This is a genomic window from Candidatus Krumholzibacteriia bacterium, assembly GCA_030748535.1.
In the GTDB taxonomy this organism is placed as follows: Bacteria; Krumholzibacteriota; Krumholzibacteriia; order JACNKJ01; family JACNKJ01; genus JASMLU01.
Window position 1 is genome coordinate 59,281 of sequence record JASMLU010000006.1, and the last position, 24,776, is coordinate 84,056.

20 protein-coding genes are annotated in these 24,776 nt (G+C 58.6%); 14 read left to right on the top strand and 6 right to left on the bottom strand.

The genetic code is table 11. The features are described from left to right. Positions 1-24 precede the first annotated feature (24 nt). Entirely contained in the window at positions 25-2,034 is a 2,010-nt protein-coding gene (locus QGH30_07235; protein ID MDP7022126.1) for a (Fe-S)-binding protein, read from the top strand. Here the strand turns inward: QGH30_07235 and QGH30_07240 are convergent. From QGH30_07240 to QGH30_07250, 3 genes are read right to left on the bottom strand one after another with little or no spacing between them, the layout of a single operon-like run. Continuing rightward, positions 2,031-2,363, bottom strand: a complete 333-nt coding sequence (locus tag QGH30_07240; GenBank protein ID MDP7022127.1) for a peptide chain release factor-like protein — start codon at positions 2,361-2,363, stop codon at positions 2,031-2,033. The genes QGH30_07235 and QGH30_07240 overlap by 4 nt on opposite strands. Continuing rightward, complete coding sequence (locus QGH30_07245) at positions 2,360-5,860, bottom strand: hypothetical protein (protein ID MDP7022128.1); 3,501 nt, start codon at positions 5,858-5,860, stop codon at positions 2,360-2,362. Before QGH30_07245 ends, QGH30_07240 begins: the two co-directional genes overlap by 4 nt. After that, positions 5,860-6,189, bottom strand: coding sequence for a metalloregulator ArsR/SmtB family transcription factor (locus tag QGH30_07250; GenBank protein MDP7022129.1), 330 nt, complete (start codon positions 6,187-6,189; stop codon positions 5,860-5,862). The genes QGH30_07245 and QGH30_07250 overlap by 1 nt, the downstream gene beginning before the upstream one ends. 254 nt (positions 6,190-6,443) lie before the next feature. Between QGH30_07250 and QGH30_07255 the strand changes: the two genes are divergently transcribed. The 5 genes from QGH30_07255 to QGH30_07275 all read left to right on the top strand — a co-directional run bounded on the left by QGH30_07255 (position 6,444) and on the right by QGH30_07275 (position 12,259). After that, positions 6,444-8,501: a chloride channel protein gene (locus tag QGH30_07255; GenBank protein MDP7022130.1), complete on the top strand. Its 2,058-nt coding sequence runs from the start codon at positions 6,444-6,446 to the stop codon at positions 8,499-8,501. 99 nt (positions 8,502-8,600) lie between these two features. Then, complete coding sequence (locus QGH30_07260) at positions 8,601-9,083, top strand: Lrp/AsnC family transcriptional regulator (GenBank protein ID MDP7022131.1); 483 nt, start codon at positions 8,601-8,603, stop codon at positions 9,081-9,083. A gap of 13 nt (positions 9,084-9,096) precedes the next feature. Then, positions 9,097-10,125, top strand: a complete 1,029-nt coding sequence (locus QGH30_07265; protein MDP7022132.1) for a homoserine dehydrogenase — start codon at positions 9,097-9,099, stop codon at positions 10,123-10,125. Beyond that, entirely contained in the window at positions 10,125-11,147 is a 1,023-nt protein-coding gene (locus QGH30_07270) for an aspartate-semialdehyde dehydrogenase (protein ID MDP7022133.1), read from the top strand. Before QGH30_07265 ends, QGH30_07270 begins: the two co-directional genes overlap by 1 nt. After that, positions 11,147-12,259, top strand: coding sequence for an aspartate kinase (locus tag QGH30_07275; protein MDP7022134.1), 1,113 nt, complete (start codon positions 11,147-11,149; stop codon positions 12,257-12,259). Before QGH30_07270 ends, QGH30_07275 begins: the two co-directional genes overlap by 1 nt. Here QGH30_07275 and QGH30_07280 read toward each other — a convergent pair whose 3' ends face one another. After that, on the bottom strand, positions 12,260-13,477 hold the full coding sequence (locus QGH30_07280) for an HD domain-containing protein (GenBank protein ID MDP7022135.1): 1,218 nt from the start codon (positions 13,475-13,477) through the stop codon (positions 12,260-12,262). A 144-nt stretch (positions 13,478-13,621) separates the two neighbouring features. Here QGH30_07280 and QGH30_07285 point away from each other — a divergent pair, with 144 nt between their 5' ends. From QGH30_07285 to QGH30_07305, 5 genes are all read left to right on the top strand, one after another. Then, entirely contained in the window at positions 13,622-14,503 is an 882-nt protein-coding gene (locus QGH30_07285; protein MDP7022136.1) for a fumarate hydratase, read from the top strand. Then, the gene (locus QGH30_07290; GenBank protein MDP7022137.1) at positions 14,496-15,107 is read left to right on the top strand and encodes a FumA C-terminus/TtdB family hydratase beta subunit; all 612 of its coding nucleotides are present in this window, start codon (positions 14,496-14,498) and stop codon (positions 15,105-15,107) included. Before QGH30_07285 ends, QGH30_07290 begins: the two co-directional genes overlap by 8 nt. A 91-nt stretch (positions 15,108-15,198) precedes the next feature. Continuing rightward, positions 15,199-16,164 carry a cysteine synthase family protein gene (locus QGH30_07295; protein ID MDP7022138.1) on the top strand — a complete coding sequence of 322 codons (966 nt, stop codon included), beginning with the start codon at positions 15,199-15,201 and terminating at the stop codon, positions 16,162-16,164. Then, complete coding sequence (locus QGH30_07300) at positions 16,161-17,129, top strand: pyridoxal-phosphate dependent enzyme (GenBank protein ID MDP7022139.1); 969 nt, start codon at positions 16,161-16,163, stop codon at positions 17,127-17,129. The genes QGH30_07295 and QGH30_07300 overlap by 4 nt, the downstream gene beginning before the upstream one ends. Beyond that, positions 17,119-18,267: a PLP-dependent aspartate aminotransferase family protein gene (locus tag QGH30_07305; GenBank protein MDP7022140.1), complete on the top strand. Its 1,149-nt coding sequence runs from the start codon at positions 17,119-17,121 to the stop codon at positions 18,265-18,267. Before QGH30_07300 ends, QGH30_07305 begins: the two co-directional genes overlap by 11 nt. Here QGH30_07305 and ltaE read toward each other — a convergent pair. Further along, positions 18,264-19,289, bottom strand: coding sequence for a low-specificity L-threonine aldolase (gene ltaE / locus QGH30_07310; GenBank protein ID MDP7022141.1), 1,026 nt, complete (start codon positions 19,287-19,289; stop codon positions 18,264-18,266). The two genes, QGH30_07305 and ltaE, sit on opposite strands and share 4 nt — an antisense overlap. A 59-nt stretch (positions 19,290-19,348) precedes the next feature. On the opposite strand from ltaE, the gene ggt reads away from it, so the two are divergent. The 3 genes from ggt to QGH30_07325 all read left to right on the top strand — a co-directional run bounded on the left by ggt (position 19,349) and on the right by QGH30_07325 (position 23,804). Then, entirely contained in the window at positions 19,349-21,118 is a 1,770-nt protein-coding gene (ggt, locus tag QGH30_07315) for a gamma-glutamyltransferase (protein ID MDP7022142.1), read from the top strand. Positions 21,119-21,182: 64 nt separating this feature from the next. Further along, positions 21,183-22,316 (top strand): aspartate--ammonia ligase, encoded by a 1,134-nt coding sequence (locus QGH30_07320; GenBank protein ID MDP7022143.1) that lies wholly within the window; start codon positions 21,183-21,185, stop codon positions 22,314-22,316. A 99-nt stretch (positions 22,317-22,415) separates the two neighbouring features. Then, complete coding sequence (locus QGH30_07325; protein MDP7022144.1) at positions 22,416-23,804, top strand: aminotransferase class V-fold PLP-dependent enzyme; 1,389 nt, start codon at positions 22,416-22,418, stop codon at positions 23,802-23,804. Positions 23,805-23,923: 119 nt separating this feature from the next. Here the strand turns inward: QGH30_07325 and QGH30_07330 are convergent. Beyond that, a partial coding sequence (locus QGH30_07330) for a hypothetical protein (protein MDP7022145.1) occupies positions 23,924-24,776 on the bottom strand: 853 nt, incomplete at its 5' end.

Genomic DNA, 24,776 nt, shown 5'->3' on the forward strand with positions numbered 1-24,776 from the left:
TGAAAATCAAACAGAGGAGTCCGAATGCTACCCGGCCACTTTCCGAGTAACCTGATCTTCGCCTTTGTACTTCTGGGTACCTTGCTCTGCTTTGCGATCACGGTCGTTCGCCTTCTTCGTATTCTGGAATTGGGCAGCGAGGAACCCGTGGATCGCTTCAGCGATACCGGTCGGAGAATCCTTGCCTTTCTGAAGTACTTCTTCGGCCAGGCCCGCGTCATCGCAGAGAAGGATGGCTTCGGACACTTCTTCATTTTCTGGGGCTTCATCTTCCTGAGCCTGGGAACCCTGGAAACCTTCATCCGCGGTTTCAATCCCGACTACAGCTACGCGGCCCTGATCGGCGATAGCGGCAATGCTGTCTTCGGAGGACTCCTCGATTTCTTCGGACTGGCAGTTCTGGTCGCCATTGTTGCAAGCCTCTTCCGCAGACTGATTCTCAAGCCCCGGCGCCTTGAAACTTCCGATCCGAAGGCGGGACGGGAAGCGCTGTTTATTCTAAGCCTGATCTTCGGTCTTGTCCTCTTCATGTTCCTGGCGCGTGCTGCGGAATCGAATCTCGCCGGAGACCTTCACGCCCTGCGCTGGAGTCCGGTGTCGATGTTCTTCACGAGCTTTGCCGGAAGCACGGAAATGCCGGTGGCCCTGTACTGGTGGGTTCACACGCTCGCCATTCTCTTCTTCCTCGCCTACATCCCGTCAAGCAAGCACCTGCACATTCTCATGGCGGCACCAAACATCTTTCTCAGGCGTTTGGGGCCGCGTGCCGTTCTGCAGAAACTCGACTTCACGGACACAAGTGCCACCCAGTTCGGCAAGGACGATGTCACCCAGTTCAGTTGGAAACAGATGCTCGATCACTACGCCTGCACCGAGTGCGGACGTTGTCAGGCGCACTGCCCGGCCTATTCCACGGACAAGCCTCTTTCTCCCTACGCCCTGGTTCACGAGGCAAAGGCACAGATCATCGACAAGGGAAGTGCTCTTCTACAGGGAGATGGGGAGTTGCCGGAAAGTGCCAGTGAGCTGGCGAAAGCTTCCCTCATTGAGGGCGTAATCTCGACGGATGCCCTCTGGAGTTGTACGACCTGCGGCGCCTGCGAGCAATCCTGCCCCGTCTTCATCGAGCACATCGAAAAGATCGTCGACCTTCGCCGCAGTCTCGTCATGATGCGATCCAGCTTCCCGACGGAAGTGCAGGCCGCTTTCAAGAATCTGGAGACCAATCAGAATCCCTGGCAAATCTCCTACACCGAAAGAGCCAAATGGACTTCGGGTCTGGACATTCCGACACTCGCCGAAAAGCCCGATGCGGAGATTCTTTTCTGGGTTGGCTGCATGGGGAGTTTTGATGAGCAAAGCCAAAAGATCAGCCGTGCCTTTGCAAGCCTGATGAAAAAAGCCGGCGTGGATTTCGCCATCCTCGGTGAAGAAGAGAAGTGCTGTGGCGATCCCGCCCGAAGGATCGGCAATGAGTACCTGGCGCAAATGCAGATGCAGGCCAACGCCGACACGATGAACCGCTACAAGATCAGGAAGGTGGTCACGGCCTGCCCCCACTGCTTCAACAGCCTGGCTCACGAGTACCCCGACTTTGGCGGCGACTACGAGGTGACCCATCATGCAGACTTCCTGCAGGAACTCCTCGATGAAGGTCGTCTTCTTGCCAGCAATTCACTGGAAGAGAAGGTCAGCTATCACGATTCCTGCTACCTGGGTCGCCACAACGACATCTACGACTCGCCGCGAGAAGCACTGGAGCAGGTTCCCGGACTGGAACTCCTTGAGATGGACCGAAACCGGGAACACGGATTCTGCTGCGGAGCCGGCGGCGGCAGGATGTGGATGGAAGAGGATCTCGGAAGCCGCATCAATGTCAATCGTGCCGAAGAGGCGGTTTCCACGGGATGCGGAACGGTGGCGGTGGCCTGTCCCTTCTGCTCGACCATGATGAGCGATGGCCTGAAGGACGCAGGGAATGAAGAGATCAAGGTGCGGGATATTGCCGAGATTCTGGACGAGGTTTGTGTTTAGACCTTGCCCCGTAGCTTCTTCTTCTCACCCTTTCGCTTCTTCTCGGCAAGGCGCGCCTCTTTTACGCGCCTGGGCAATTTCGTGGGACGCCGTTTCTTCTTCGGTCGGTTGAGAATACGAAGTCTCGCAATGAGCCTCTCCATGGCCAGTTTTCGATTGGCGTGCTGGCTTCTTGATTCGCTGGCCGTGACAATCAGGCCACTTGGAAAGTGCTGGATGCGTACTGCGCTGTCCGTAGTGTTGCGATGCTGTCCACCGGGCCCGGAGGCTCGGTAGACAGTGATCCGGATCTCGCGCCGGAGCTGGTCGGGATCCGTGCTGAATTTCATCTTGTGGTCCCGGGGTAGACCTCACCGGGAATCCAGAAGTCACGGGGCCAAAGACGGGGAATGCGAACGGGCTCCCCGCACTCTTCCAGCCATGTTTCCAGTTTCAGGAACTGCTCCTCGGGGCCAAGTACAAAGAACTGCCCCCGCCGGGCTTCCGAAGTAAGACCCGGAAGAACCCTCCCGTACACGCGATGAAGGCGGGACTGAAGTTGCCCCGGGAGGTCCGCCCGCTTGTGAACCGAGAGAACCTCCTCCCGGTAAGCACGAATCCTCTCGGGGCTGAAACCGTCGACAAGATCCGAAGCCATGCTCGCAGTGCGTCCCTCATAGGAAGAGGCTGCCCGGGAGGACCCGAAGACACCGGCAACGGCATACTCTGCCTTTCTCTCATCGACTTCTGCAGAAGCGATTTCATCTCTCACGAAACGAAGGGTCTGGGCAACATCGGGGCATCGCTCGGCGTAGTAACGAATGCGACCGCTTTGCGAACTGTAGCCGGGGCCATTCGAATAGGCGAGTCCGGCAGCCCAGGTTCGCATGAAGAGACCGTGCCCGCCGCCCCCTCCATAGCTTCGAAGGGCGAGGCAATCCAGAATGGACTCGGGATCGGGATCCCAGACTTCAGAACTCTGGGCGGAAAAGACCAGCGTTCCATTGCGCGTGTTTCGATTGAGAAGCCCAAGAGTCATGGGCTCCTCTTCGAGCTGCTGTCGCTCAAGGAGGCTCGCAAGCAGTGGCCTGCTCCCTTTTCGGGAAACCGAAGGCAGGGATTCCAGCGGAAGCGCAAGAAGGAGATCCTCGATCCCGGAACGAAGTTCCTCCTGGAACCCTGTATTGGCACAAAGAGTCATCCGGGCATTCCCGGCACGAAGCACCTGGTGAAGAGACTGGCGAAGCAGGGAAAGCGCATCCGAAGAAGGCATCTGAAGATCCTCCGTCGTCTGCGCACAGAGATAAAACCAGTCCCCGCGGAGACCTTTGTCGGGGATCTCGTCGAGGCAGGCCAGAAGCCCAAGACGCAGTTCTTCCCTCTGTCCTTGCTGACCTTTCGAGAGAAGATCCCTCAGCCCTTCTCTTTCCAGCATCTGGCCCTCATGCGCCAGGCTTTGGAGGTAGTCGAGAGAGCCGGGTTCGGCGTCCTCCAGCATCCAGCCAAGTCGATAGAGGTGATGGGTCTGGGTCAGGAAACTCCCTGCGGAGAGGAATACCGGATCGTCCTGATAGAGCCAGGCATTCGCCGGATTGTTCACCCAGCTTTCTTCGCTGCCTTTCATTCGGTTGCGGCGGTAATCGAGATTCTGGCTCACGAGATCCCGGATGCGCGGAAGGTTCTCTTCAGCGATCCAGGGAGACAGCAAAGCGGCCTTCATCCAGCGAAGAAGCGCCTCTGACTCACCTCGATTGGCGGCCGATGCACTGAGTCGAAGTTCATTGCGCCCCGTGAGAGGCTGAAGATCGTAGTGCGAGGAAAAGGAGAGTAGTTCCCGGCGGATCCGGTCGCGCATGCTTTCCGCATCGATCCACTCTCCGTCCATCCGAAGGCCCGAATCACTCAGGAGATCCGGGAGCATGGGAAGGCAAACCAGAAAGCGATCCTCCAGAGTATCGAGTCGGAAGGAGATCGAGAGCCTTGCGCTCGACATGTTCTCGAAGCTGGCCGCAAAGAGTTCTACTCCGCCCTGCAACTGCTCAAGCCGGTAGTCGAGTTCCGGATCAAGGGAAAGGGGAGGATTGCCGAGGAAGCCGGGAATCTCATCGCCCCCTGCAATGGAATCGAGTTCGGCTGTCTTATTGTCGAAGTCATCGCGAAAGCGTCGCAGGGTCTCCTGCCCGTCCTCCATCGACCATTGCTCCTTGAAACCATCCAGCGCTTCTGTCATGCGACGATCCCTTTCCTCCCGGGATCGAATGAGCGGTTCGGGATCCGGCTGAACGGCAATCCCTCGCGGCATGGATTCCAGCAGTCCCCAAGACTCGATCGAAGCTCGCCAGAGATTCTCTCCGCTTTGCAGTCTTCTTTCCGCCTCTTCATAACTCTCACGAAAGACCAGTGACTTTCGAAAGCCCGGCACTGCCTCCAGTTCGCGAACAAGATCCTGCCAGCGCCCGGCCTGCCCGCTTCGGCGAAAACCGAACATGGGAGGAGAGTTCAGAATCTTATCCGCTGACTTCCTCATGCTCTGAAGATGGCTCTCGGCACGATGATTGAATGCCTCCAGTTCCGGGCTTCCGTTCTTCAAGCCGTGGACCTTCCGGATCTCCCGAAGGATCAGGCGACGGACCTCCCCCAGGGCTTCCTCATCCAGTCGGGCACTTTCGATTCCACCCATGTTGAAACTCACATAGGGCATCGGCGGCTCGCTGAGGTAGCCGGAAACATAGCTCGCCCCCAATTCCATTTCCCGACTTCGGGAATCCAGGAACACCGAATAGAGCGGGGAGCCGGGACCACTGGCAATGCTCTGTAGGAAGACCACCATCCACAGTTCTTCCGTGGAATCCAGTTGGAGACCGGCGGGCCAGAACAGGGACAGGCTGCTCTTGTCGGAAGCATGGTCGCTGCCGTACTTCACGAAGGACAGGTCCTTGTCTCTGGCAGGGCTGGGAGCAGGCAAGTCGAAGTTCCCGAGCCCCGGCGTTTCCCCGGTACCTGCTTCCGGCGCAGTACGCTGAAGAATCCCTGCGAAGTTCTCCAGAAACTCCTCGATGCCGATGCTTTCTGGCAAACTGGCAATCAGTCCCATCCCCGAGGGCCGATAGTAGTCCCGGTGAAACTGCCACATGTCCTCGGGCACCATGTTTCGCATGGAGTCCGGATGTCCACCGGCAGAATTGGCCAGGGGGTGGTCTTTCCCGTAGAGGTCGTCTCCCATCTTCCGCCAGAGAGGGTAGCCCGGCCCCTCAAAGGAGGAGACCATCTCCGTAAACACCGTGCCCTTTTCTTCAAGGTACAAGTCCCCGCTCTCGGGATCTTCGGCAACTGCCAGATGAGCCACTTCCCTGCGGATTTCCTCATCTGTGAAGTCGGGATTGAGAAGTGCGTCCAGGCGGGTTTCCAGTTGCTCGTAGAAGGCCTCATTCCCGCCCAGAGTGTTGAAGTGATAGACCGTGCTGAGTTGCGAAGTCCAGGCGGAGCTGCTGGAGAGACTCATGTCCTCGAGCGCAGAGACGGCTCGGCCACGCAGACCCTTCCCCAGAAGAAGATGCTCGCAGGCGTGAGCTTCGCCCTGATCGGTCCAGGGGATGGTCTTCACCCAGAAAAAACCCTGGGGAACACTCTGCACCTCAAAGCAGTCGAGAAGGAAGTCCGTGCGAAGGTCGCGGAAACGAACTCCCATCACCTTGCCCGATGCATCCAGATAGAGGCATTGGGTGCTGAAACCACTGAGCACCTGCCCTTCCTTCAGCCCAGCCATGGAAATGCGATTATCTCGAGCCATCCACAGCAGAACAAGACAGGCAGATAGAATCAACAGGGCAATGAGATTCCGTTCCATCATTCCTCCATGCGTTTCAGCAGCTCTCTCCACTCCTCGCGAAGCGACTGCTCGGCAAGTTGAAGAAGTTTGCGAACACGACGGTTTTTCAATGAGTAGAAGACGCGGGTTCCTTCCTTGCGGCGCAGAAGAAAACCGGATTCAGCCAAGAGGGAAAGTTGACGGGAGACATGAGGCTGGGCCTGACCCGTAAGTGAGACGAGTTCCTGCACGCCCTGCTCCCCCTCCGCAAGAATCTCCAGAATCTGAAGACGAAGGGGCTCGGACAGCATGCGGAAATGCCGCGCAAGGGCACGGAGGGAATCGTCACTTCTGTGGCTCTCGGCCATGGACTTCCTTGGCAGGAGGGGAGGGACGGCGTCCCTCCCCCTGATCTCTCACCATCTCCTGCGGTAGCCGGGGCGGGCTCCTTCCCGCGAGTGGGTTCCTTACCGACCCCGACACTCTCTATTTATGCCTTCTTCGCTATATTGTCAAGCAGGAATATTTGAAAACCCAAAAAAAGAGGAATACAGGGAATCTCCCCTCCTTGCGCATTCTGACATGGACTGCTAGCTTGGGGCGGGTCAGTCAAAGGAACGCCATGATTCTTCGCAATTTAGGCAGGAATCCCCGGGAAGTTCTCGAAGAATTGCTTCGGGATTTCCGCTCCCGCGACCATCTCTACCTCATGATCCTCGCCGTTCTCATCGGAGTGCTCGGCGGACTGGGCAACCTCTTCTTCCAGTTCCTCATCGACTTCTTCCGCAAACTGGCCTGGGGCGGTTCCGACAGCTTTCTCACCCGTTTTGTCGAAGCTCCCCTCTGGCTGAAGTTGGCGGTTCCGACACTCGGCGGCCTTCTCGGCGGACTGATCATTCGCTTTCTCGCGCCGGAGGCCAAGGGCCACGGAGTTCCTGAAGTCATGAAGTCCGTGAACCTCCGCAACGGGGTCATCCCCCGCCGTACCGTTCTCGGAAAGACCTTCGCCAGCGCCCTCTGTCTTGCAAGCGGCGGTAGCGTGGGCCGGGAAGGGCCGATCGTGCAGATTGGCGCGGCCATGGCGAGCACCGTCGGGCAGGCCCTGAAGCTCAACAGCGTTCGCATGAAAACCCTCGTCGCCTGTGGAGCCACGGCAGGAATCGCCGCCACCTTCAACGCTCCCATTGCCGGCGCCTTTTTCAGCGCGGAAGTCATCCTTGCCGATTTCGGTGTGGGCTACTTCGCGCCCCTGGTCATCAGCGCTGTGGTGGCAACGGTGGTCAGCCACCGCTACATCGGCGATGACCCGGCCTTTCTGGTTCCCGAAGGACTAACCCTCACCGACGGTCGTGAGCTTCTCCTCTACGCCCTGCTCGGACTTCTCGCCGCCTTTGTCGCGCAGGCCTTCATGAAAAGCCTGCATCGAATGGAAGATGTCGCAGACCGCCTGCCGGTCTGGACTCCCCTGAAGACCGCCCTCGGAGGACTCTCCATCGGCCTGGTCGGACTCATGGCCCCGCGCAGTCTCGGCAACGGCTACGAAGCCATTGAGGCCGCGATGAACGGAGAAGTCATTCTCGCGAGTCTGGCACTGCTGGTTCTCGCCAAGATTCTGGCCACGAGCCTCACGCTCGGATCGGGGAACTCGGGAGGCATCTTCGCTCCGAGCCTCTTTATGGGTGTCATGTTCGGGGGACTCTTCGGGCAGTTCTTCCACGGTCTCTTCCCCGACTGGACTGCCGGGTCCGGGGCCTATGCCCTGGTCGGCATGGGTGCTGTTGTGGCCGCAGTGATTCACGCCCCCATCACGGCCATCATCATGATCTTCGAAATGACCCGCGACTACGGCATCGTGCTTCCCCTGATGATCTCCGTAGTTCTCGCCACGATCACCAGCCAGAAGCTCGAACAGCATTCCATCTACACTTTCAAGCTGGCAAGACAGGGCATCGACCTGCTCAAGGGCAAGGATCACAATGTTCTCCGCAAGATGAGGGTCGATGAAGTCATGCGCCGGAGCATGGACTCGGTGAACCAGTCCACGCCCCTGTCCCGGGTCTTGCCGCAGTTGGCCGAGTTCAGTTGCCATGAGGGCTTTGTGCTCGATGACGAGGGAAGGCTGAAGGGCATCCTGACTCTCGACGAAGTCAAGCGGGCCCTGCCGCAGATTGATCTTCTCGGCGATGTCCTCATCGCTCTCGATGTTGCTCAAACGGACCCCCCGACCGTTGGGCCCGACGATGACCTGGACTTCGCCATGCGACAGTTCGGACGAAGCAATATCGAGGAAATGCCCGTCCTGGATCCTGCTCAATCGGAGAAACCCCTCGGCACTCTTGTCCGGCACGACCTGATTCGCGCCTACAACCAGGCGATGCTTCAGGAAGACCTGGCCCAGGGTCTGGGCAGTCGCATGGATTCCTCGGTCAGAAGCCATGTCACCGAGACCGTCGGCGGCTATGTTCTCGAAGACTTCCCCGTGCCCCGCGAAATGGAGGGTCGTACTCTCGGTGAATTGAACTTCCGCAAACGCTACCACGCCCAGGTTCTGCTGATCTGCTCCACAAGAGAAAGCAAGCACTGCTACTCCCTGCCCGAACAGGACACAAGGCTGCAAGCCGGCGACCGTATTCTTGTCTTCGGAAGCCGGGAAAATGTGGCAAGGGTGAGAAACCGCTAATTCGGTTATTTTCCCCGATTTCCTCTTTTTCTTCGGAAGTTCTCCGATTTCGCCAAAGCATGTTTGAAATTCCCTCGTCTTTTCTCTAGATTCTCAAGCATGAAAACCAACAGAATCGATGACAAGGATCGGAAGATTCTCTGCGCCCTTCAGAAGGATGGGCGGCTTCCCAATGCGCATCTTGCCGAAAAGGTGGGCCTGAGTCCGCCCTCGGTTCTCGAGCGGGTGAGGAAGCTGGAAACCCGGGGACTGATTCGCGGATACACGGCCATTCTCGACGAGAAGAAGCTGGGCTTCGGTGCGACGGTCTTTGTTCAGGTCAGCCTGTCTCTTCACAAGTCAGAGGCCATCGAGAATTTCCACAAGGCCATTCTCGACCTGCCGGAAATTCACGAGACCTATCATGTCACCGGAGAGGAGGACTACCTGCTGAAGGTGGTTCTCCCGAACATCGAGAGCTATGAGGATTTTCTCCTTCACAAGCTCACGCGCATCGAGGGAATCGACCGGGTCAAGTCATCGTTCGTACTTTCGTCATTGAAAAAGCACAGCAATCTGAAACTTCGTGAGGAAGACTGCTGACGAGGAGGAAGGGATGCAGAAGATTGCCATCATCGGCTTCGGCAATGTGGGCCAGGGCCTTGCAAGAATCCTGATCGACAAGAAGACCGAATTGAAACGCAAGCAGGGTTTCGAGTATCGCGTCGTCGCGATCAGCGATTTCCGCCTTGGCTCGGTGTATGATGCACAAGGCATCGACCTGAAACGCGCAATGAACGCGGTGGAAAAGAAGGGAAGCCTCGACGCTTACCGTGGCGGCACCCATGGCTGGGACGCCATGAAGACCATCGAGAAGTGCAAGGCCGACACCCTGGTAGAACTGGCCTACACGGATCTTGAGACCGGCAAGCCGGCCATCGACCATGTCCGCGCCGCTCTCAAGCGCGGAATGAATGTGGTCACGAGCAACAAGGGCCCGGCCGCCCTGGCCTATCCTTCCCTGTCCCGCCTTGCAAAGAAGAACGGCTGCCAGTTGCTCATCGAGGGAACGGTCATGAGCGGCACTCCCGTCCTGAACCTCGCAATGAACGACCTTGCGGGCAACGAGTTCCACTCCATTCGCGGCATCCTCAACGGGACCACCAACTACATGCTCAGCGAGATGGAAGAAGGCGCCAGCTATGACGCAGTTCTGGACAAGGCCCAGAAGCTTGGCTACGCAGAAGCAGATCCCACCGGCGATGTCGAAGGTATTGATGCCGCCGGCAAGGTCACCATTCTTGCAAACATGTTCATGGGCGCGAAGCTGAAGCCCTCGGATGTCCGCCGTCGCGGCATCACCCGGCTTACTCCCGGAGACATCGAAAACGCGAAGAAGACAGGCCGCCGCTGGAAGCTGATCGGGGAAGTAAAGCGTAAGAAGAACGGCGAAGTGGACGCTTCGGTCCGTCCGGTCATGCTCCTTCTTGCCGATCCCCTGGCCAGCGTCATGGGCCCGACCAACGCCATCACCTTCGACACGGATCTTCTCGGCAAGGTGACGGTTGTCGGCCCCGGAGCCGGGCGCGTGGAGACCGGCTATTCCATTCTCACCGACCTTCTCGCCATTGAAAGGAGTTGCTGATGAGTCGCCAGTACACCTTTGCCATCGTCGGAGCTCTGGGCAATGTGGGCACGGAAATGAGAAATGTCCTTTCGCGCAGTGGCCTTCCCATCGCAAAACTCGTCCTCATGGATGTTCCCGAAAACGCAGGAAAAGTCGTGGAGTGGAGCGGCCAGAACTTCGAAGTTGTCGCAGCAGCAGCCGAGGCCTTCGAGGGTGTGGACATCGCTCTTTTCAGCGCGGGTGAAGAGGCGGCTCTCGCACTGGCTCCGGAAGCCACAAAGCGGGGTTGCATCTGCGTGGACAACAGCACGGCCTTTCGCAAGCATGAGGAACACCCGCTTGTCGTGCCGGAGGTCAATGCAGAAGCTCTCGACCACCATGTCGGCATCATCGCCAATCCGAACTGCTCGACCATCCAGATGCTGGTCGTCCTCAATCCCCTGCACGAGGCTTTCACGATCAAGCGTGTCGTGGTCAGCACCTACCAGGCCGTCAGCGGTTCCGGGCAGGCAGCAGTAGACGAACTGCAGGAACAGACCCGGGCCTTTGCTGAAGGCCGCGAACTTCCGGTGTCGGTCTACCCTCACCAGATCGCCTTCAACGCCCTTCCCCACATCGACTCCTTCCTGGAGAACGGTTACACGAAGGAAGAGATGAAGATGATCGAAGAGACTCACAAGATTCTCGATCCTGCCATCGGCGTGACCACCACAACGGTGCGGATGCCCGTCGTGAACGGACACAGCGAGAGCCTGAACATCGAGTGCGAAAAACCCTTCGACATCGACAAGGTGAGGGGTCTGCTTTCGGAGGCTCCCGGTGTGATCGTGCAAGATGAACCGGAGAAGAACATCTACCCTCTGGCTCTTTACGCCGACGGCACGGATCCGGTTTTCGTCGGGCGCATTCGCAGGGACGAGTCTCTGGACAACACGATGAACCTCTGGTGCGTGAGCGACAACCTTCTCAAGGGAGCCGCTCTGAACACCGTGCAGATTGCCGGAGAGCTGATCGCTCGCGACCTGGTTCGGGTGCCCTAGTGCCCGGTGTACTGGTCATGAAGTTCGGTGGCACGAGTGTCCGGGACGCGGATTCCCGTGCCGCCGCTCTTTCCCACGTGCGGCGTGCCCGCGAAGAGGGACATTCCCTCGCCCTGGTCGTCTCGGCCATGGGACGCAAGGGCGAGCCCTATGCCACCGACAGTCTGATCGCCCTGCTTCAGGACATTGGTCCCTCTGTCTCGGCAAGAGAACTGGATCTGGCCATGGCTTGCGGCGAAATCCTCTCGGCCGCTTTCTTCGCACAGCTTTTGATTTCCGAAGGAATCCCGGCCCGGGCTTTCACCGGCCCCCAGGCAGGAGTTCTTGTCAGCAAGGAAGCAGGCCAGGCGGAGATTCTCTCCGTGGATCCTGCCCGGATCAAGGCCACGCTGGATGCCGGAGAGGTCGCCGTTCTTGCGGGGTTTCAGGGCGCGGACAAAAACGGTGAGATCCGCACCCTCGGGCGTGGCGGGAGCGACACCTCAGCGCTTGCTCTCGGAGCCGCGCTCTCTGCGGAAACCGTGGAAATCTATTCCGATGTAGAGGGAATCGCTTCGGCCGATCCGCGAAGAATCCCGGAAGCCCGCTTTCTGGAAGAAATCCGCGCAGAAGAGCTTCTTCTGATGGCCGACGAAGGAAGCCGCGTCATCCATCCCCGCGCTCTTCGAACGGCCATCGCATCCGGCACGAAGCTGCGAGCTAGAAACACTTTCTCGAAGTCCCCGGGCACCCTGATTCACCATCGGGAAGACCTCGGGAAGGCCAGACCCTTGGCCCTCGCTCACCGCGATCGCCAGGTTCTCCTGCATCTTCCCGACTCCTCGGCCGACATCCTTCCCGAACTGATTTCCATCGGGGGCGGACGATTCCTTCTTCTCGATGATGTCTATCTCGGGGAACGACTCAAGCGCTTGCAGGAAGCAATCGGGGATTTCGAATTCGGGAAAGGCTGGGCCACCGCTTCTCTTGTTTACAGTGGGCCGGTTCCGGATCAGCCAGAGTGTCCCGCAAAGGGCGAAGCCCTTCCATCAGGGGGGCAGGTATGCCGCTGGCTTTGCCGGGAAAGCGATCTGGATGAGGTTCTCAGGGACTTGTATCCGTCGATCCGCTGATCAGGCGCTTCCTTCCAGCCACTCCTCTACCACGGCACGCGCGCGGCCGGTCTGCTCTTCGGTCGTGTAGACGCCGAAGACCGTGTGGCTGGATTCCTTCTGCATGAGAGCCTGAGCCAGCGTACTCATTTCCTCCAGCGTGGACCAGCGTCCGTCCTTTCGAAGCACATTCAGTTCAATGCGTTTCAGGCGCGGCTCGCTGAAGTCGAAAACTGCCAGGGGCATATCCACAAGAAGTTCCCCGGCACCGAAACCACAGAGTTCCGTGAGTTCGTTCTCCAGGTCCTGACGGCTTCTTCCGCCCGCCGCCCGCTCCAGCTTTGCGCGCAATTCCTCGCTTTCGCGACTGGGAACAGAAAAGGCCGTCTTGTAGAGATCCCGATAAAGGATTCTCTGAATCAGACGCTCGCTCACGCCTCCGGTCTGGCGAATCCGGGACATCAATTCCCCGTCGGTCAGTTCGTACCAGCCATCGATCCCGTCGGCGGCCAGTTCCATGGATCGCAGGAGCATCATCTCCGCAATGCGGCCCGTCTTGTGCCCATAAACGGCAGAGTACATGTGATCGCGCGCAACCAGCATTTCCTCGATCGCATCCAGACCTTTTTCGAGCAGGTAGATCTGCCCCTTGCTCTCATCCACCTTCAGGGTATGAAGAATGCGATAGAGATCGATCTGCCCGTGACTGATTCCGGTGAAATAGCTGTCGCGAAGCAGGTAGTCGAGTTGATCCGAATCGACGGGTCCGTGGATGATGTTCTGAAGAATCGGATTGCTGTGACGGCCCACCACCAGGTCGCCCACTTCCTCCGGATCCAGCCCATAGCGGCGAAGGATCTCCGGCACCCATCCGGCCCTCGGGAAACTGTAGCGGGCCTGTCCGGTAATGAGATTCCGCGTCAGTTCCATGTGATCTTCCTCGAGCAGGGTCTCAAGAGCATGGCTGAAGGGCGTGTGCCCGAGGTCATGCAGGAGACCTGCCGCCTGAAGCAGCCACTTTTCCTCCGGAAGGAGATCGAAAACCGTGGCCATCTCTCCGGCCACATGGCTGACCCCGATCACGTGGCTCGTCCGGTTATGCACGCCACCGGGATAGCTGAGAAAGCTCAGCCCCAGTTGGCGAATCCACTGCAAGCGTTGTAGCTCCGGAAGTTCGAGCAGGGCAAACTGCAGGTCATTGAGTTCCAGAAAGCCGTGAATCGGGTCATTGATAAACATGGAGCCTCCCACATCGTTTATACCGTTTCATGAAAACGGAAACAAGGCTTCTTCGTGGAGAGCGATGAGCAGGCAGCAAAGCCCCCTAGACTCCTCCCCACCTTTCCTCTACATTGTCCCCACCGTGAGGAGTGGAGGAACGAGATGAAGACAATTCCCGATCTGGAAGTTCACGCGCTGGAACTCATCCGGCGAACATCGACTCAACTGCCCGAAGACATCCGGACCTGCCTTCTGGACGGTCGCAAGAACGAGGCGGAAGGCTCTGCTGCCGAAGCGAGTCTGGATACGATTCTCGAAAATGTGGAACTGGCCGGGAAGCAGTCCACGCCCATCTGCCAGGATACCGGCACTCCTGTCTTCTATATCGACCATCCCTGGGACTACCCGACCGCGCCCATGGTCGAAGCCATTCGCATCGCCGTACAGGAAGCCACGAAGCTCAGCTATCTTCGCCCGAACTCCGTGGACAGCGTTTCAGGAAAGAACACGGGCGACAACTCGGGACATCACTTCCCGGGATTCTACTTCCAGCAATGGGATCGCCCCGATGAAATTCGCATCCGCCTGATGCTCAAGGGTGGTGGCAGTGAAAACATGAGCGCCCAGTACAGCCTTCCCCACGGGGGACTGAAGGCAGGGCGGGATCTGGATGGTGTAAGGAAAGTGATCCTTGATGCCGTCCTGCAGGCCCAGGGCAAGGGCTGTGGGCCGGCGGTTTTGGGCATCTGCATCGGCGGAGACCGTTCCAGCGGCTATTCCCTCGCCAAGAAACAGATCCTGCGGAATGTCGAAGACCGGAACCCTGATCCCGAACTCGCCGCACTCGAGGACGAAATGACCGAGAAGTCCAATCAGCTTGGCATTGGCCCCATGGGTTTCGGTGGCAGGACCACGGTTCTCACCAGCAAGATCTGCAAGGCCAACCGCGTGCCGGCCAGTTTCTTCGTATCCATCGTCTACATGTGCTGGGCCGCCCGGCAACGCGAGATGCGCTTCAGCAAAGGAGAGGTTCTCCATGACTGAACTGAACATTCCCATCAGTGAGGATGAGATTCGCGCCCTCAAACTGGGGGACGTGGTCTCCATCAACGGAACCATGCTCACCGCAAGAGATGCCGCCCACAAGTACATGGTGGAATCCTGGCTCGACAATTCGCCGGAAGGGGAAGATGCACGGTTGCACGAGGAACTCGGCAAGCTGATTGATGGCGGCATTCTCTATCACTGCGGACCAGTGGTTCGACAGGATGAAAGCGGGAAGTGGCACTTTGTGGCAGCTGGTCCCACGACATCCATCCGCGAAGAGCCCTATGAACACCGGATCATCGGGGAGATGGGCTTGCGGGCGGTGATCGGAAAGGGCGGCATGGGTGGAAAGACTCTGGAGGCCTGCAAGGAACACGGAGCCGTCTATCTGCATGCAGTCGGAGGAGCCGCCAGCCTGATTGCCCAGTGCGTGGAGGAAGTGGAGGATGTTCACAAGACAGAGTTCGGACTTCCCGAAGCCTTCTGGCAGATTCGCGTGAAAGACTTCCGCTGTGTCGTCACCATGGACAGCCACGGGGAAAGCCTCCATGAGAAGATCCTCGAGGACAGCAAGGCGAAGTATCGGGCCATAATGGGCTAGGGAACTGCATCGCTGATGAAGCGTTGCATTCCCGGAAATGCCTGTGGAAAGCCCCGGGAGAATCGCCTAAGGTAGCCGCCGAGGAATCAAGATGATCTACGACAACATCCTTCAAGTGATCGGCAACACGCCCATCGTCCGCTTCGGACGCATCGGTGCGGAGCTTCCCGTGGAACTCTACGGGAAGTGCGAGTTCCTCAATCCCGGAGGATCGCTCAAGGACCGGGTCGCACTTCGCATGATCGAAACTCTGGAGGAATCCGGCAAACTGCGCCCCGGAGACAGTATCGTGGAACCCACGAGCGGCAACACGGGAATCGGTCTTGCCATGTGTGCTGCCGTGAAGGGATATCCCTTTACCTGCACGATGAGTGCAAAGAACAGCCGCGAGAAAGAGATCACTCTGGCGGCCCTGGGGGTTCAGGCAGTCAGAACCCCGAACGGAAAAGCCTACACCGATCCCGAAAGCCAGTTCGGGAAGGCTCTCGAGATCAGCCGGGAGAGCGGAGCCGTACTCCCGAACCAATACGAGAATGCCGACAACCCTGACTCCCACTACCACGGAACCGGCGCAGAAATCTGGGAGGACTTCGGCGACAGCCTCGACGCAGTGGTCATTGGAGTGGGCACCGGTGGCGCGCTGACCGGTGTCGGTCGATTCCTGAGAGAAAAGATTCCCGGCATCCGTATTGTGGCCGTCGAACCGAAGGGAAGCATGTTCGGCGATGAGAACGCCGAAACCGATGCCTCCCTTGTCGAGGGAATCGGCTATGACTTTATTCCGAAGATCCTGGACAATGGTCTCGTGGACCAGTTCATCGAGACGCAGGATGAGGAGACCTTCCTCATGGCTCGACGCCTGATTCGGGAGGAAGGACTTCTGATCGGAGGAAGCTCCGGAGCCGTGGCTCTCGGGATGCTGAAAACGGCAAGAGACATGCCCGAAGGCTCGAAGATCCTGGGCATTCTGCCCGACGGGATTCGCAACTACCTGGGCAAGTTCATCGACGAGCAGTGGATGCAGGAAAACGGAATGATGGTGGAAGGCAGAAAATGATCTACGACAGCATTCTCGAAGTGGTAGGCAAGACACCCGTGCTTCGTCTGAACCGCATTGGCGCGGACTCGGGCGTCGAACTTTTCGTCAAGTGTGAATACCTCAATCCCGGTGGCTCCGTGAAGGACCGGATCGCAGTCCGCATGGTCGAGGAACTGGAAAAAGAGGGGCGGATCAACGCCGAAAGCACCCTCATCGAACCGACCAGCGGCAACACGGGTACGGGTCTGGCCATGACATGCGCTGTGAAGAACCTGCCCCTCTGCATCACGATGCCCGAGAAGATGAGTCAGGAGAAACAGGTGGTCATGGAGGCTCTCGGTGCAAGGATCTACCGCACGCCCACCGAGGCCGCCCACGATGATCCCGAAAGTTTGCTCGGAGTGGCCAAGCGACTCAATGAGGAAATCGAGAACTCGATCATTCCCGACCAATACGAAAACATGAACAACCCCCTGGCTCACTACTATGGAACCGGCGCAGAAATCTGGGAGGAGTTCGGGGACAGTCTCGACCTTGTCGTCATTGGTGCAGGAACCGGAGGGACCATCGCCGGCGTTGCGAAGTACCTCAAGGAGAAGAATCCGAAGATCCGGATCATCGGCATCGACCCGGAAGGCTCGGTTCTCGGAGGACGCAAGGAAGTGGATGTCTACCATGTCGAAGGCATCGGTTACGATTTCGTCCCCGGCGTACTCGAGTACGAGAACATCGACGGATGGATCTACTCCAATGACCGCGACAGTTTTCACATGGCAAGACGACTGATTCGCGAGGAAGGTCTTCTTGTGGGTGGCTCTTCGGGAGCCGCCGTCTGGGGCCTGCTCGAAGCGATAAAACAGGAGACAGGCGCGAAACGGGCTCTTACCATACTCCCCGATTCGATTCGAAACTATCTGACGAAGTTTGTCAGCGATCAGTGGATGCGGGAAAACGGTTTTCTGGAGGACGACCATGAAGTTTGATACGAAGTGCGTACGCGCGGCCATTCATCCCGACCCGACAACCGGTGCCATCATCCCGCCACTCTACCAGTCGGCGACCTATGTCCTTCCCGGCGTGGGCGAAAGTTTGGGCTTTGACTACACGCGCAGCAGCAATCCGACCCGTCAGATTCTCGAAGAGCAGATGGCAGAAATCGAGGGAATGAAATACGCCACCGCTTTTGCCAGCGGCATGAGTGCCGTGGATTCGGTCATGAGGCTCTTCAAGTCCGGCGACCACATCGTCTCCAGCGATGATGTTTACGGAGGCGTGAGCCGTCTTTTCAACACCATCCTCCGGGACTTCGGCATGGAGTTCAGCTATGTCAATTCCAGCAATCCCGAAGAAGTCGAGGCCGCCATTCAGCCCAATACAAAGATGGTCTGGATCGAGACTCCCACGAACCCGCTTCTTCAGGTCAGCGATGTGGAAGCCGTGGGAAAGATCGCCCACGACCACGGCCTGCTATTCGGTGTGGATTCCACCTTCGCCACGCCCTACCATCTTCGCCCCGCCGAGTACGGTGCGGACATTGTCATGCACTCGACGACGAAGTACCTCTCCGGGCACAATCTCATTATCGGGGGAATCATCCTCAGTAACGACGAGGCCATCCAGGAGCGCATGAAATACCTGCAGAAGTCCGTCGGTGCAATTCCCAGCCCCTTCGACTGCTGGTTGACGATGGAAGGTCTCAAGACCCTCAGCCTTCGCATGGCCCGTCACAGTACGAACGCCATGAGTGTGGCCCGCTTTCTGGAAGCGCATCCCAAGGTTGCTTCCGTCACCTATCCGGGGCTAAAAAGCCATCCTCGCCATGAGGTCGCCGCCCGACAGATGGAAGGCGGATTCAGTGGCATGATCACCTTTGAACTGACCGGCGGCATTCCTGCCGGCACGACCCTCATGAACTCCGTCAAGCTCTGCGCCCTGGCCGAGAGCCTCGGTGCCGTGGAGACCATGATCACCCACCCGGCCACGATGACCCATGCCGAGGTTCCCGAAGAGGAGCGCAAGGCGCGGGGGCTCCACGACGGACTCGTCCGGCTATCTGTGGGAATCGAGGATGTGGAAGACATTCTGGAAGATCTGGAACAGGCTCTCGACCAAGTCGGCTAGGCAAGAACCTCCGCAAAGTTCCTCAAGGCAGTTTCAATGTCCTTCGACTCGATGCCGAAGTGCGTGACCAGACGAAAACGCCGGGGACTGACCATGAAAAAACGAACTCCCCGTTCTTCCATCGCCGCAAGAAAGGGCTCCGCTTCCCGGCTCTTATCAAGACGGAAATAGACCATGTTCGTCTCCACCGATGCCGGATCCACGGACAAGCCCGGCAGTTCCGCCAGCCCTTCTGCCAGAAGCCTCGCGTTTTCGTGGTCTTCTCCCAGTCGCTCCACTCGGTGTTCCAGAGCGTAAAGACCGGCTGCCGCCAGAACTCCCGCCTGTCGCATTCCCCCACCGAGTTGCTTGCGCATGCGGTGGCACTTGGCGATAAAGTCAATCCCGCCGCAGACCAGCGAGCCCACGGGTGCTGACAGTCCCTTGGAAAGACAAAAGCTCAGGGAATCAGCCCCGGCAGACAGTTCCTTGACGGAACTGCCACGAGCCGCCGCCGCATTGAAGATGCGGGCCCCATCGAGATGAATGAGAAGCCCCTGCCGATCCGCAATCGCGCGGACTTCCATCAGGTACTCCCTTCCGAAGGTCCTTCCTCCGCATCGATTGTGGCTGTTCTCCAGGCAGATCACCCGGCTTCTCGGTTCATGAGACTCGTCGGGCCGGAGGGCGGCTTCGATGTCCTCGGGGGAAAGAGTTCCGTCCTCCCGACAGGGCAAGAGGTGTGGATGCAGTCCTCCCACGGCCGCAGGACTTCCCGCCTCGTAGCGGAAGATGTGCGCCTGATCCCCGAGGATGTACTCGTCTCCCCGTTCGGAATGTGACAAGAGGCTCACGAGGTTCGCCATCGAGCCGCTCGGAACAAAGAGCGCCGCTTCCTTCCCGCAAATCTCTGCGGCCTTCTCCTGAAGACGGATCACCGTAGGGTCATCGCCGAGAACATCATCGCCGAGTTCGGCTTCGGTCATGGCGCGCAACATGCCCTCGTCCGGCAGGGTAACGGTATCACTTCTTAAGTCGATCATCCTTCTCCACGCTTTCCATTTTGATCCAGAGCGGCTAGTCTGATGTCTTGGAGGTTCCAATGCAACTGATTCCGATTCTTCTGGCCGCTTCCCTCTGGTCGGCGACCATGCCCCCGCCCGATCTTCCGGACTCCCTGATCTTCCCCCAGAGATTGCCGCGTCCCCGACAGGTCGCCGTCGGCGAGCACTTTGCGGTGGCCAGCGCACATGCAATGGCCAGCGATGCGGGCATGAGGATCCTTGCGGAAGGAGGCAATGCGGCCGACGCCGCCCTGGCCGTTCAGGCCATGCTCTCTCTGGTGGACGCAAAGGGAAGCGGCCCAGGGGGCGGTTGTTTCATCCTGTATCATGACGCTTCGAGTGGTGATCTCCGTGCCCTTGACGGGCGGGAAGAGTGCCCTTCTTCCGCCAAGGCGACGGCCTTTATCGATTCCACCGGCACTCCCCTGCCCGATCTCTTTTCCGGCGGAATCACCGTCGGCATTCCCGGCACCGTGGCCGCCATGAGCGAGCTTCACAGTCGCTATGGAACACTCCCCCTCTCGCAGGTCTTTGCGCCAGCCATTGAGGCAGCCCGCGATGGCTTCCCCCTGGGAAGGGGCATGGCCTTTGAACTGTCTCGACAGGAGCCTCGTCTGCGCAAGTTCCCGGCCACCGAGAAGCTCTACTATTCAGGAGGACAGGCTCCCGAAGAAGGCGAGCTACTGAAGAACCCCGCCCTGGCCCGTTTTTTCGAACTTTGGGCGAAGGATCCCTCGGGGCGTTTCTTTTATGAGGGCCCTGTTGCAGAGGCCATTCAGCAGGCCGTGAGCGGAGCCAGCTTCCGCCCGGCGACCATCACGGCCCGGGAACTCGCGAACTACCGCGCGATGGAACGCGAAGCGATCAGGGGCCGCTACCGAGGCTGGACCATCGCCACCTTCCCCCCGCCCACCTCCGGGGGCATCACTCTGCTGGAGATTCTGGGCATTCTGGAAACCCGCAATACTCCTGAAGGCAGGATCCATGAAGAGGCAACCCTGATCGAGCATCTCGACCGCCTGGCCCGCGCAAGCCGCATCGCCTATGCGGATCGCGCTGTCTGGCTCGGAGATCCGGACTGGAGTCCCGGGATTCACATGCCGGCGCTTCTTCACAAGGGATTTCTGGAGGAAAGAGCCCGGCGCGCCTTTGATCCCGCAGACAGCCTGCAGAGCCGTGCGGCCGCCGGCAAACCGGCAGGCATCGAGAGCCACACGACCCATTTTTCCATTGTGGATGCCGAGGGCAATGTCCTCTCCTGCACGAGCACGATCGAGCAACTCTTCGGCAGCGGCATCGTGGTCGAGGACTACGGATTCCTGCTGAACAATGAGCTCAGCGATTTCAACTGGTGGCCTCAAGCAGAACCGACTCCCAATGACCTCGATCCCTCCCGTCGAAGTCTGGGAGGACGAGACCACGGAAAGCGCCCCCGAAGCAGTATGTGCCCGGTCATCGTCTACGATGAAAAGGGCAGTCCCCGTTATGCCCTCGGCTCTCCGGGTGGCTCGCGAATCATCGGAACAGTGGCCTCGGTACTCACCTCTTTGCTGGACTACGATCTTCCCCTGCAATCCGCCCTGGACTTCCCGCGTATGCACAGCCGGGGAGGAGGGCTGGATCTGGAGAGCTTCGGCTGGAACCGGGATCGTGTCGCGGACTCCCTCTCGGCGAGAGGATGGAGCATCCGCCCCCTGAGGTCTTTTCCCCTTCTCAATGGCGATGTGCAGGCCATCGGGATCCTCGAAGACGGCCGCCGCCAGGCCGCCGCAGACCCTCGAAATGATGGTGCCGCAAGGGCACATTGAGGCTCTTGCCTCCGGCCTCTGCGCTTGCCAGATTGAGGGGGTTTCAAACCCCTTACTCTGGAATATGAGGTATTTCATGGCCGACAATACTGCCGACCTGGCTGGACCCGGAGTCAGCACCTGCGAGGAACTGGCAAAGGTGCTACCCGACAATTACGAGAATCTTCTCAGCTCCAAGGACACGATGAAGGCTCTCTACAAGGTGAAGAGCTACATCGAGGAGAATCTCTGCAAGGAACTGAACCTGATGATGGTCCAGTGTCCGCTGATCATGGACAAGAACAGCGGCATGAACGACTACCTGGACCGGGATGGCTCCCGAACTCCGGTGGACTTCGGGGCCGGACTGGGTCTGGATCGCCGCATTGAGACCCAGGTCGTTCAGGCTGTCACCAAGTGGAAGCGTTTTGCGCTGAAGCAGTACGAATGCGATCAGGGTGAAGGCATCTGCACGGACATGCGCGCCGTTCGCAAGGACTACTTCCTCGTCCACGACCACAGTTCCTATGTGGATCAGTGGGACTGGGAGCGCGTCTGCACCGAAGAAGAGCGGACTCTCGAAGCCCTGACCGATACCGTGAAGAAGATCTGGAAGGTTCTCCGGGGCGCGGAAGACCTTGCGCACGAGATGTACCCGGTTCTCGACAAGTTCCCGAAGATGCCCGACGAGTTGTACTTCATTCACGCAGAAGACCTTCTCGCCAAGTACCCCGACCTGCCTCGCAAGCAGCGGGAGGCGGCGATCCTGCAGGAACACCCGGCCATCTTCATCTATGGCATCGGCTGGACCCTGGAAGACGGTTATCCGCATGAGATGCGTGCCGCCGACTATGACGACTGGGTCAGCGAGACGGTGTCGGAGGATGGGCGTCCAATGCACGGGCTGAACGGCGACATCCTCATTTGGAACTCCATAACGAATCGCCGTCACGAGTTGACCAGCATGGGTGTCCGCGTCACAGCCGAGACTCTCCGCAAACAGTTGGAGATCACCGGCCAGAAGGACTTCCTCGAAATGCCCTACCACCAGATGATTCTCAATGGGGATATCCCGCTGAGCATCGGAGGCGGGCTCGGGCAGTCGAGGATCTACTCCTACATTCTCAAGAAGGCCGCCCTGGGTGAGGTCAGCGTAACGATCTGGCCCGAGCAACTTCACGAGCTCTGTGATGAGCGGGGAATCCACCTGCTGAAATAGGCACAATCAGAACGGGGCCCCTTTTTTTGTGCCCTTTTCCCCTTCCCTGAGCATTGAGAGAAGGCTACCTTGTCCCGGTTACCAGCAAGGAGAATCTCCATGAGTGATCGTCGTATGCCCGAAGTCATTGGCGCCCGACACCGGGTTCCCCTTCTCAATGGAGACAGCGTCGAAAGTGCTTTCTTCGACAACGCCGCCAGCACGAAACCCTTTCTCGCAGTTAGCGACTACCTGCGCGAGGTCGAACCCTGGTACTCCAACATTCATCGGGGAATGGGCTTCGACTCCATGTACTGCACCCATCTTTACGAGGAAGCACGCAACCGCATCCTGGAGTTTGTCGGTGGAGAGGCGGGCACGCACATTGTCATTCCGGTACGAAACACCACCGAAGGCTTGAACCTGCTGGCCATGACCATGAACCTCGATCCTCTGCAGGATGTGGTTCTCACTTCCATCATGGAACACCACAGCAATGACCTTCCCTGGCGGGGCAAGGCCCAGGTGGAATACATTCCCGCAGACATCGAGGGCAATCTGGACCTCGAATGGATCAGGAAAGCGCTGATACGCCACGCGGGCGCAGTAAAACTGATCGCGGTAACCGGCGCCAGCAATGTCCTCGGCACAGTTACTCCCATCGACGAGATCGCGAGAATGGCCCACGAACATGGCGCCCGAATCGTGGTGGACGCAGCGCAACTGGTTCCCCATCGCAAGGTCTCCATTCAATGCTCCGAGGATCCCTGTCATATCGACTACCTGGTCTTCTCCGCCCACAAGATGAACTCCCCCTATGGTGAAGGGGCTGTGGTCGGCGACTTCCAGCACTTCAAGGATGCGGCACCCTACCTTCAGGGCGGAGGAACGGTCTACTCGGTCAGTCTGGACCATGTAATCTGGGCCGATCCTCCGGACAAGCAGGAAGCCGGCACACCGAACATTCTGGGTATGCTCGCTCTGGCCAAGGCCATTGATGTCATGGAAGAGGTCGGCATGGAGGCCATCGAGGCACATGAAGCCGAACTCACCCGACTTCTGCTGGAGGGAATGCGGGAAATCCCGCGCGTCGGCATCTTCGGCAAGACCGACCCGGAGGATCTCGAAGACCGTCTTGGCGTGGTGACCTTTACTATGGCCGGACTTCACCATGGACTCGTTGCCGCCATCCTGAGCTACGAGGGCGGAATCTCCGTGCGTAACGGCTGTTTCTGTGCCCACCCCCTGATCAAGCACATGCTGAATATCAGCATGGAACAGGAAGCGGAGTTCGAGGCTGCACTGAGAGCGGGCGACCGCAGTGAAGTGCCCGGAGCTGTTCGCGTGAGCGTGGGGATTCACAATACCGAAGAAGAGGTCGACCGCTTCCTGGACATGCTCCGAGTTATTGCAAAAGAAGAATGGCAGGGTGACTATGAACAGGATCCCGCAACAGGGGAATTCTTTCCCCGAGGATACCGTTTTTCCTTCGATAACATCCAAAGCTAAAGGTTGTGCCTCTGAGAATGTATCTCTCGCAGGCACACCCCCTCTCAGAGACTTCTTCGATTATGTCCATCCCGCCGGTGCCCCGGCGGGATGTCCTTTTCTCTTCCTCTTCCTCCGCTCTAGAACGCGTAGCTGAGAGTATGTTCCCGGTTCCTTCCCAGGGCTCTGGTCTGGATGCTTCCCCGATAGTAGTGCTCCCATCTCCGACTGAGCTTCTGCCTCTTCGGAAAGAGCCTCTCCGTCAGGATCTCCTCCCTCTTCAGGGGCCTCTTGCACAAGCCCTTGAGCATGGCCGGTGTTTCCTGCTTCCCCTTCTCCCAACGCTTCTTCAGGTAGTTGCGCCAGACCAGGAGGATTGCCAGTCGGAGACTGGAGTTCTGTCTCCGCTTGCTCCAGGCTAAAGTCTCTCTTCTGTGATTGGCATTGCTGTGGCGTAGCAAGAGATCAAGGAGATTGATCTCCCAGAGCGCATTGTGCCGATCCCTGTAGTCTCGGGAAGAGGTCACCTGGTGCTGGATGCTGCACGCAAGTCCCCGCATGGCACGCGGATAGGCCCGATGATCATCGCTTCGGATCACCACAGAGCTTGCTCCCGCCAACACATCCTCCAGTAGCTCCCGTACTCCCTTCTCCACGGCCTTCGGATCCGGACGACCCCACTGCGCTTCCAGTTCCCCTCTCCGACTCTTCTGATCTTCTCTCATGCGGCCCTTTCTGCGAAGCTCACTGTCGGTGAAGGAGAGGAAGAAGCCCGTTTCTGCCTCTACGGCCAGATTGTGATGGAAGGGAAAGTACTGGCTGAGCTCAAAGGTCTCGAAGCCGTCGATGACGAGATCTCCCAGTAACTGATAGTTTTGCATCAGATTACGGTGAAAGAGCAGGCAATGTCGGCCGAGCCGTTCAATGTGCCGATCCACGGTAGAGGGAGAGACTTCCAGATCCCGGGCGATCTGACGGGCTGCCATGCCGCCG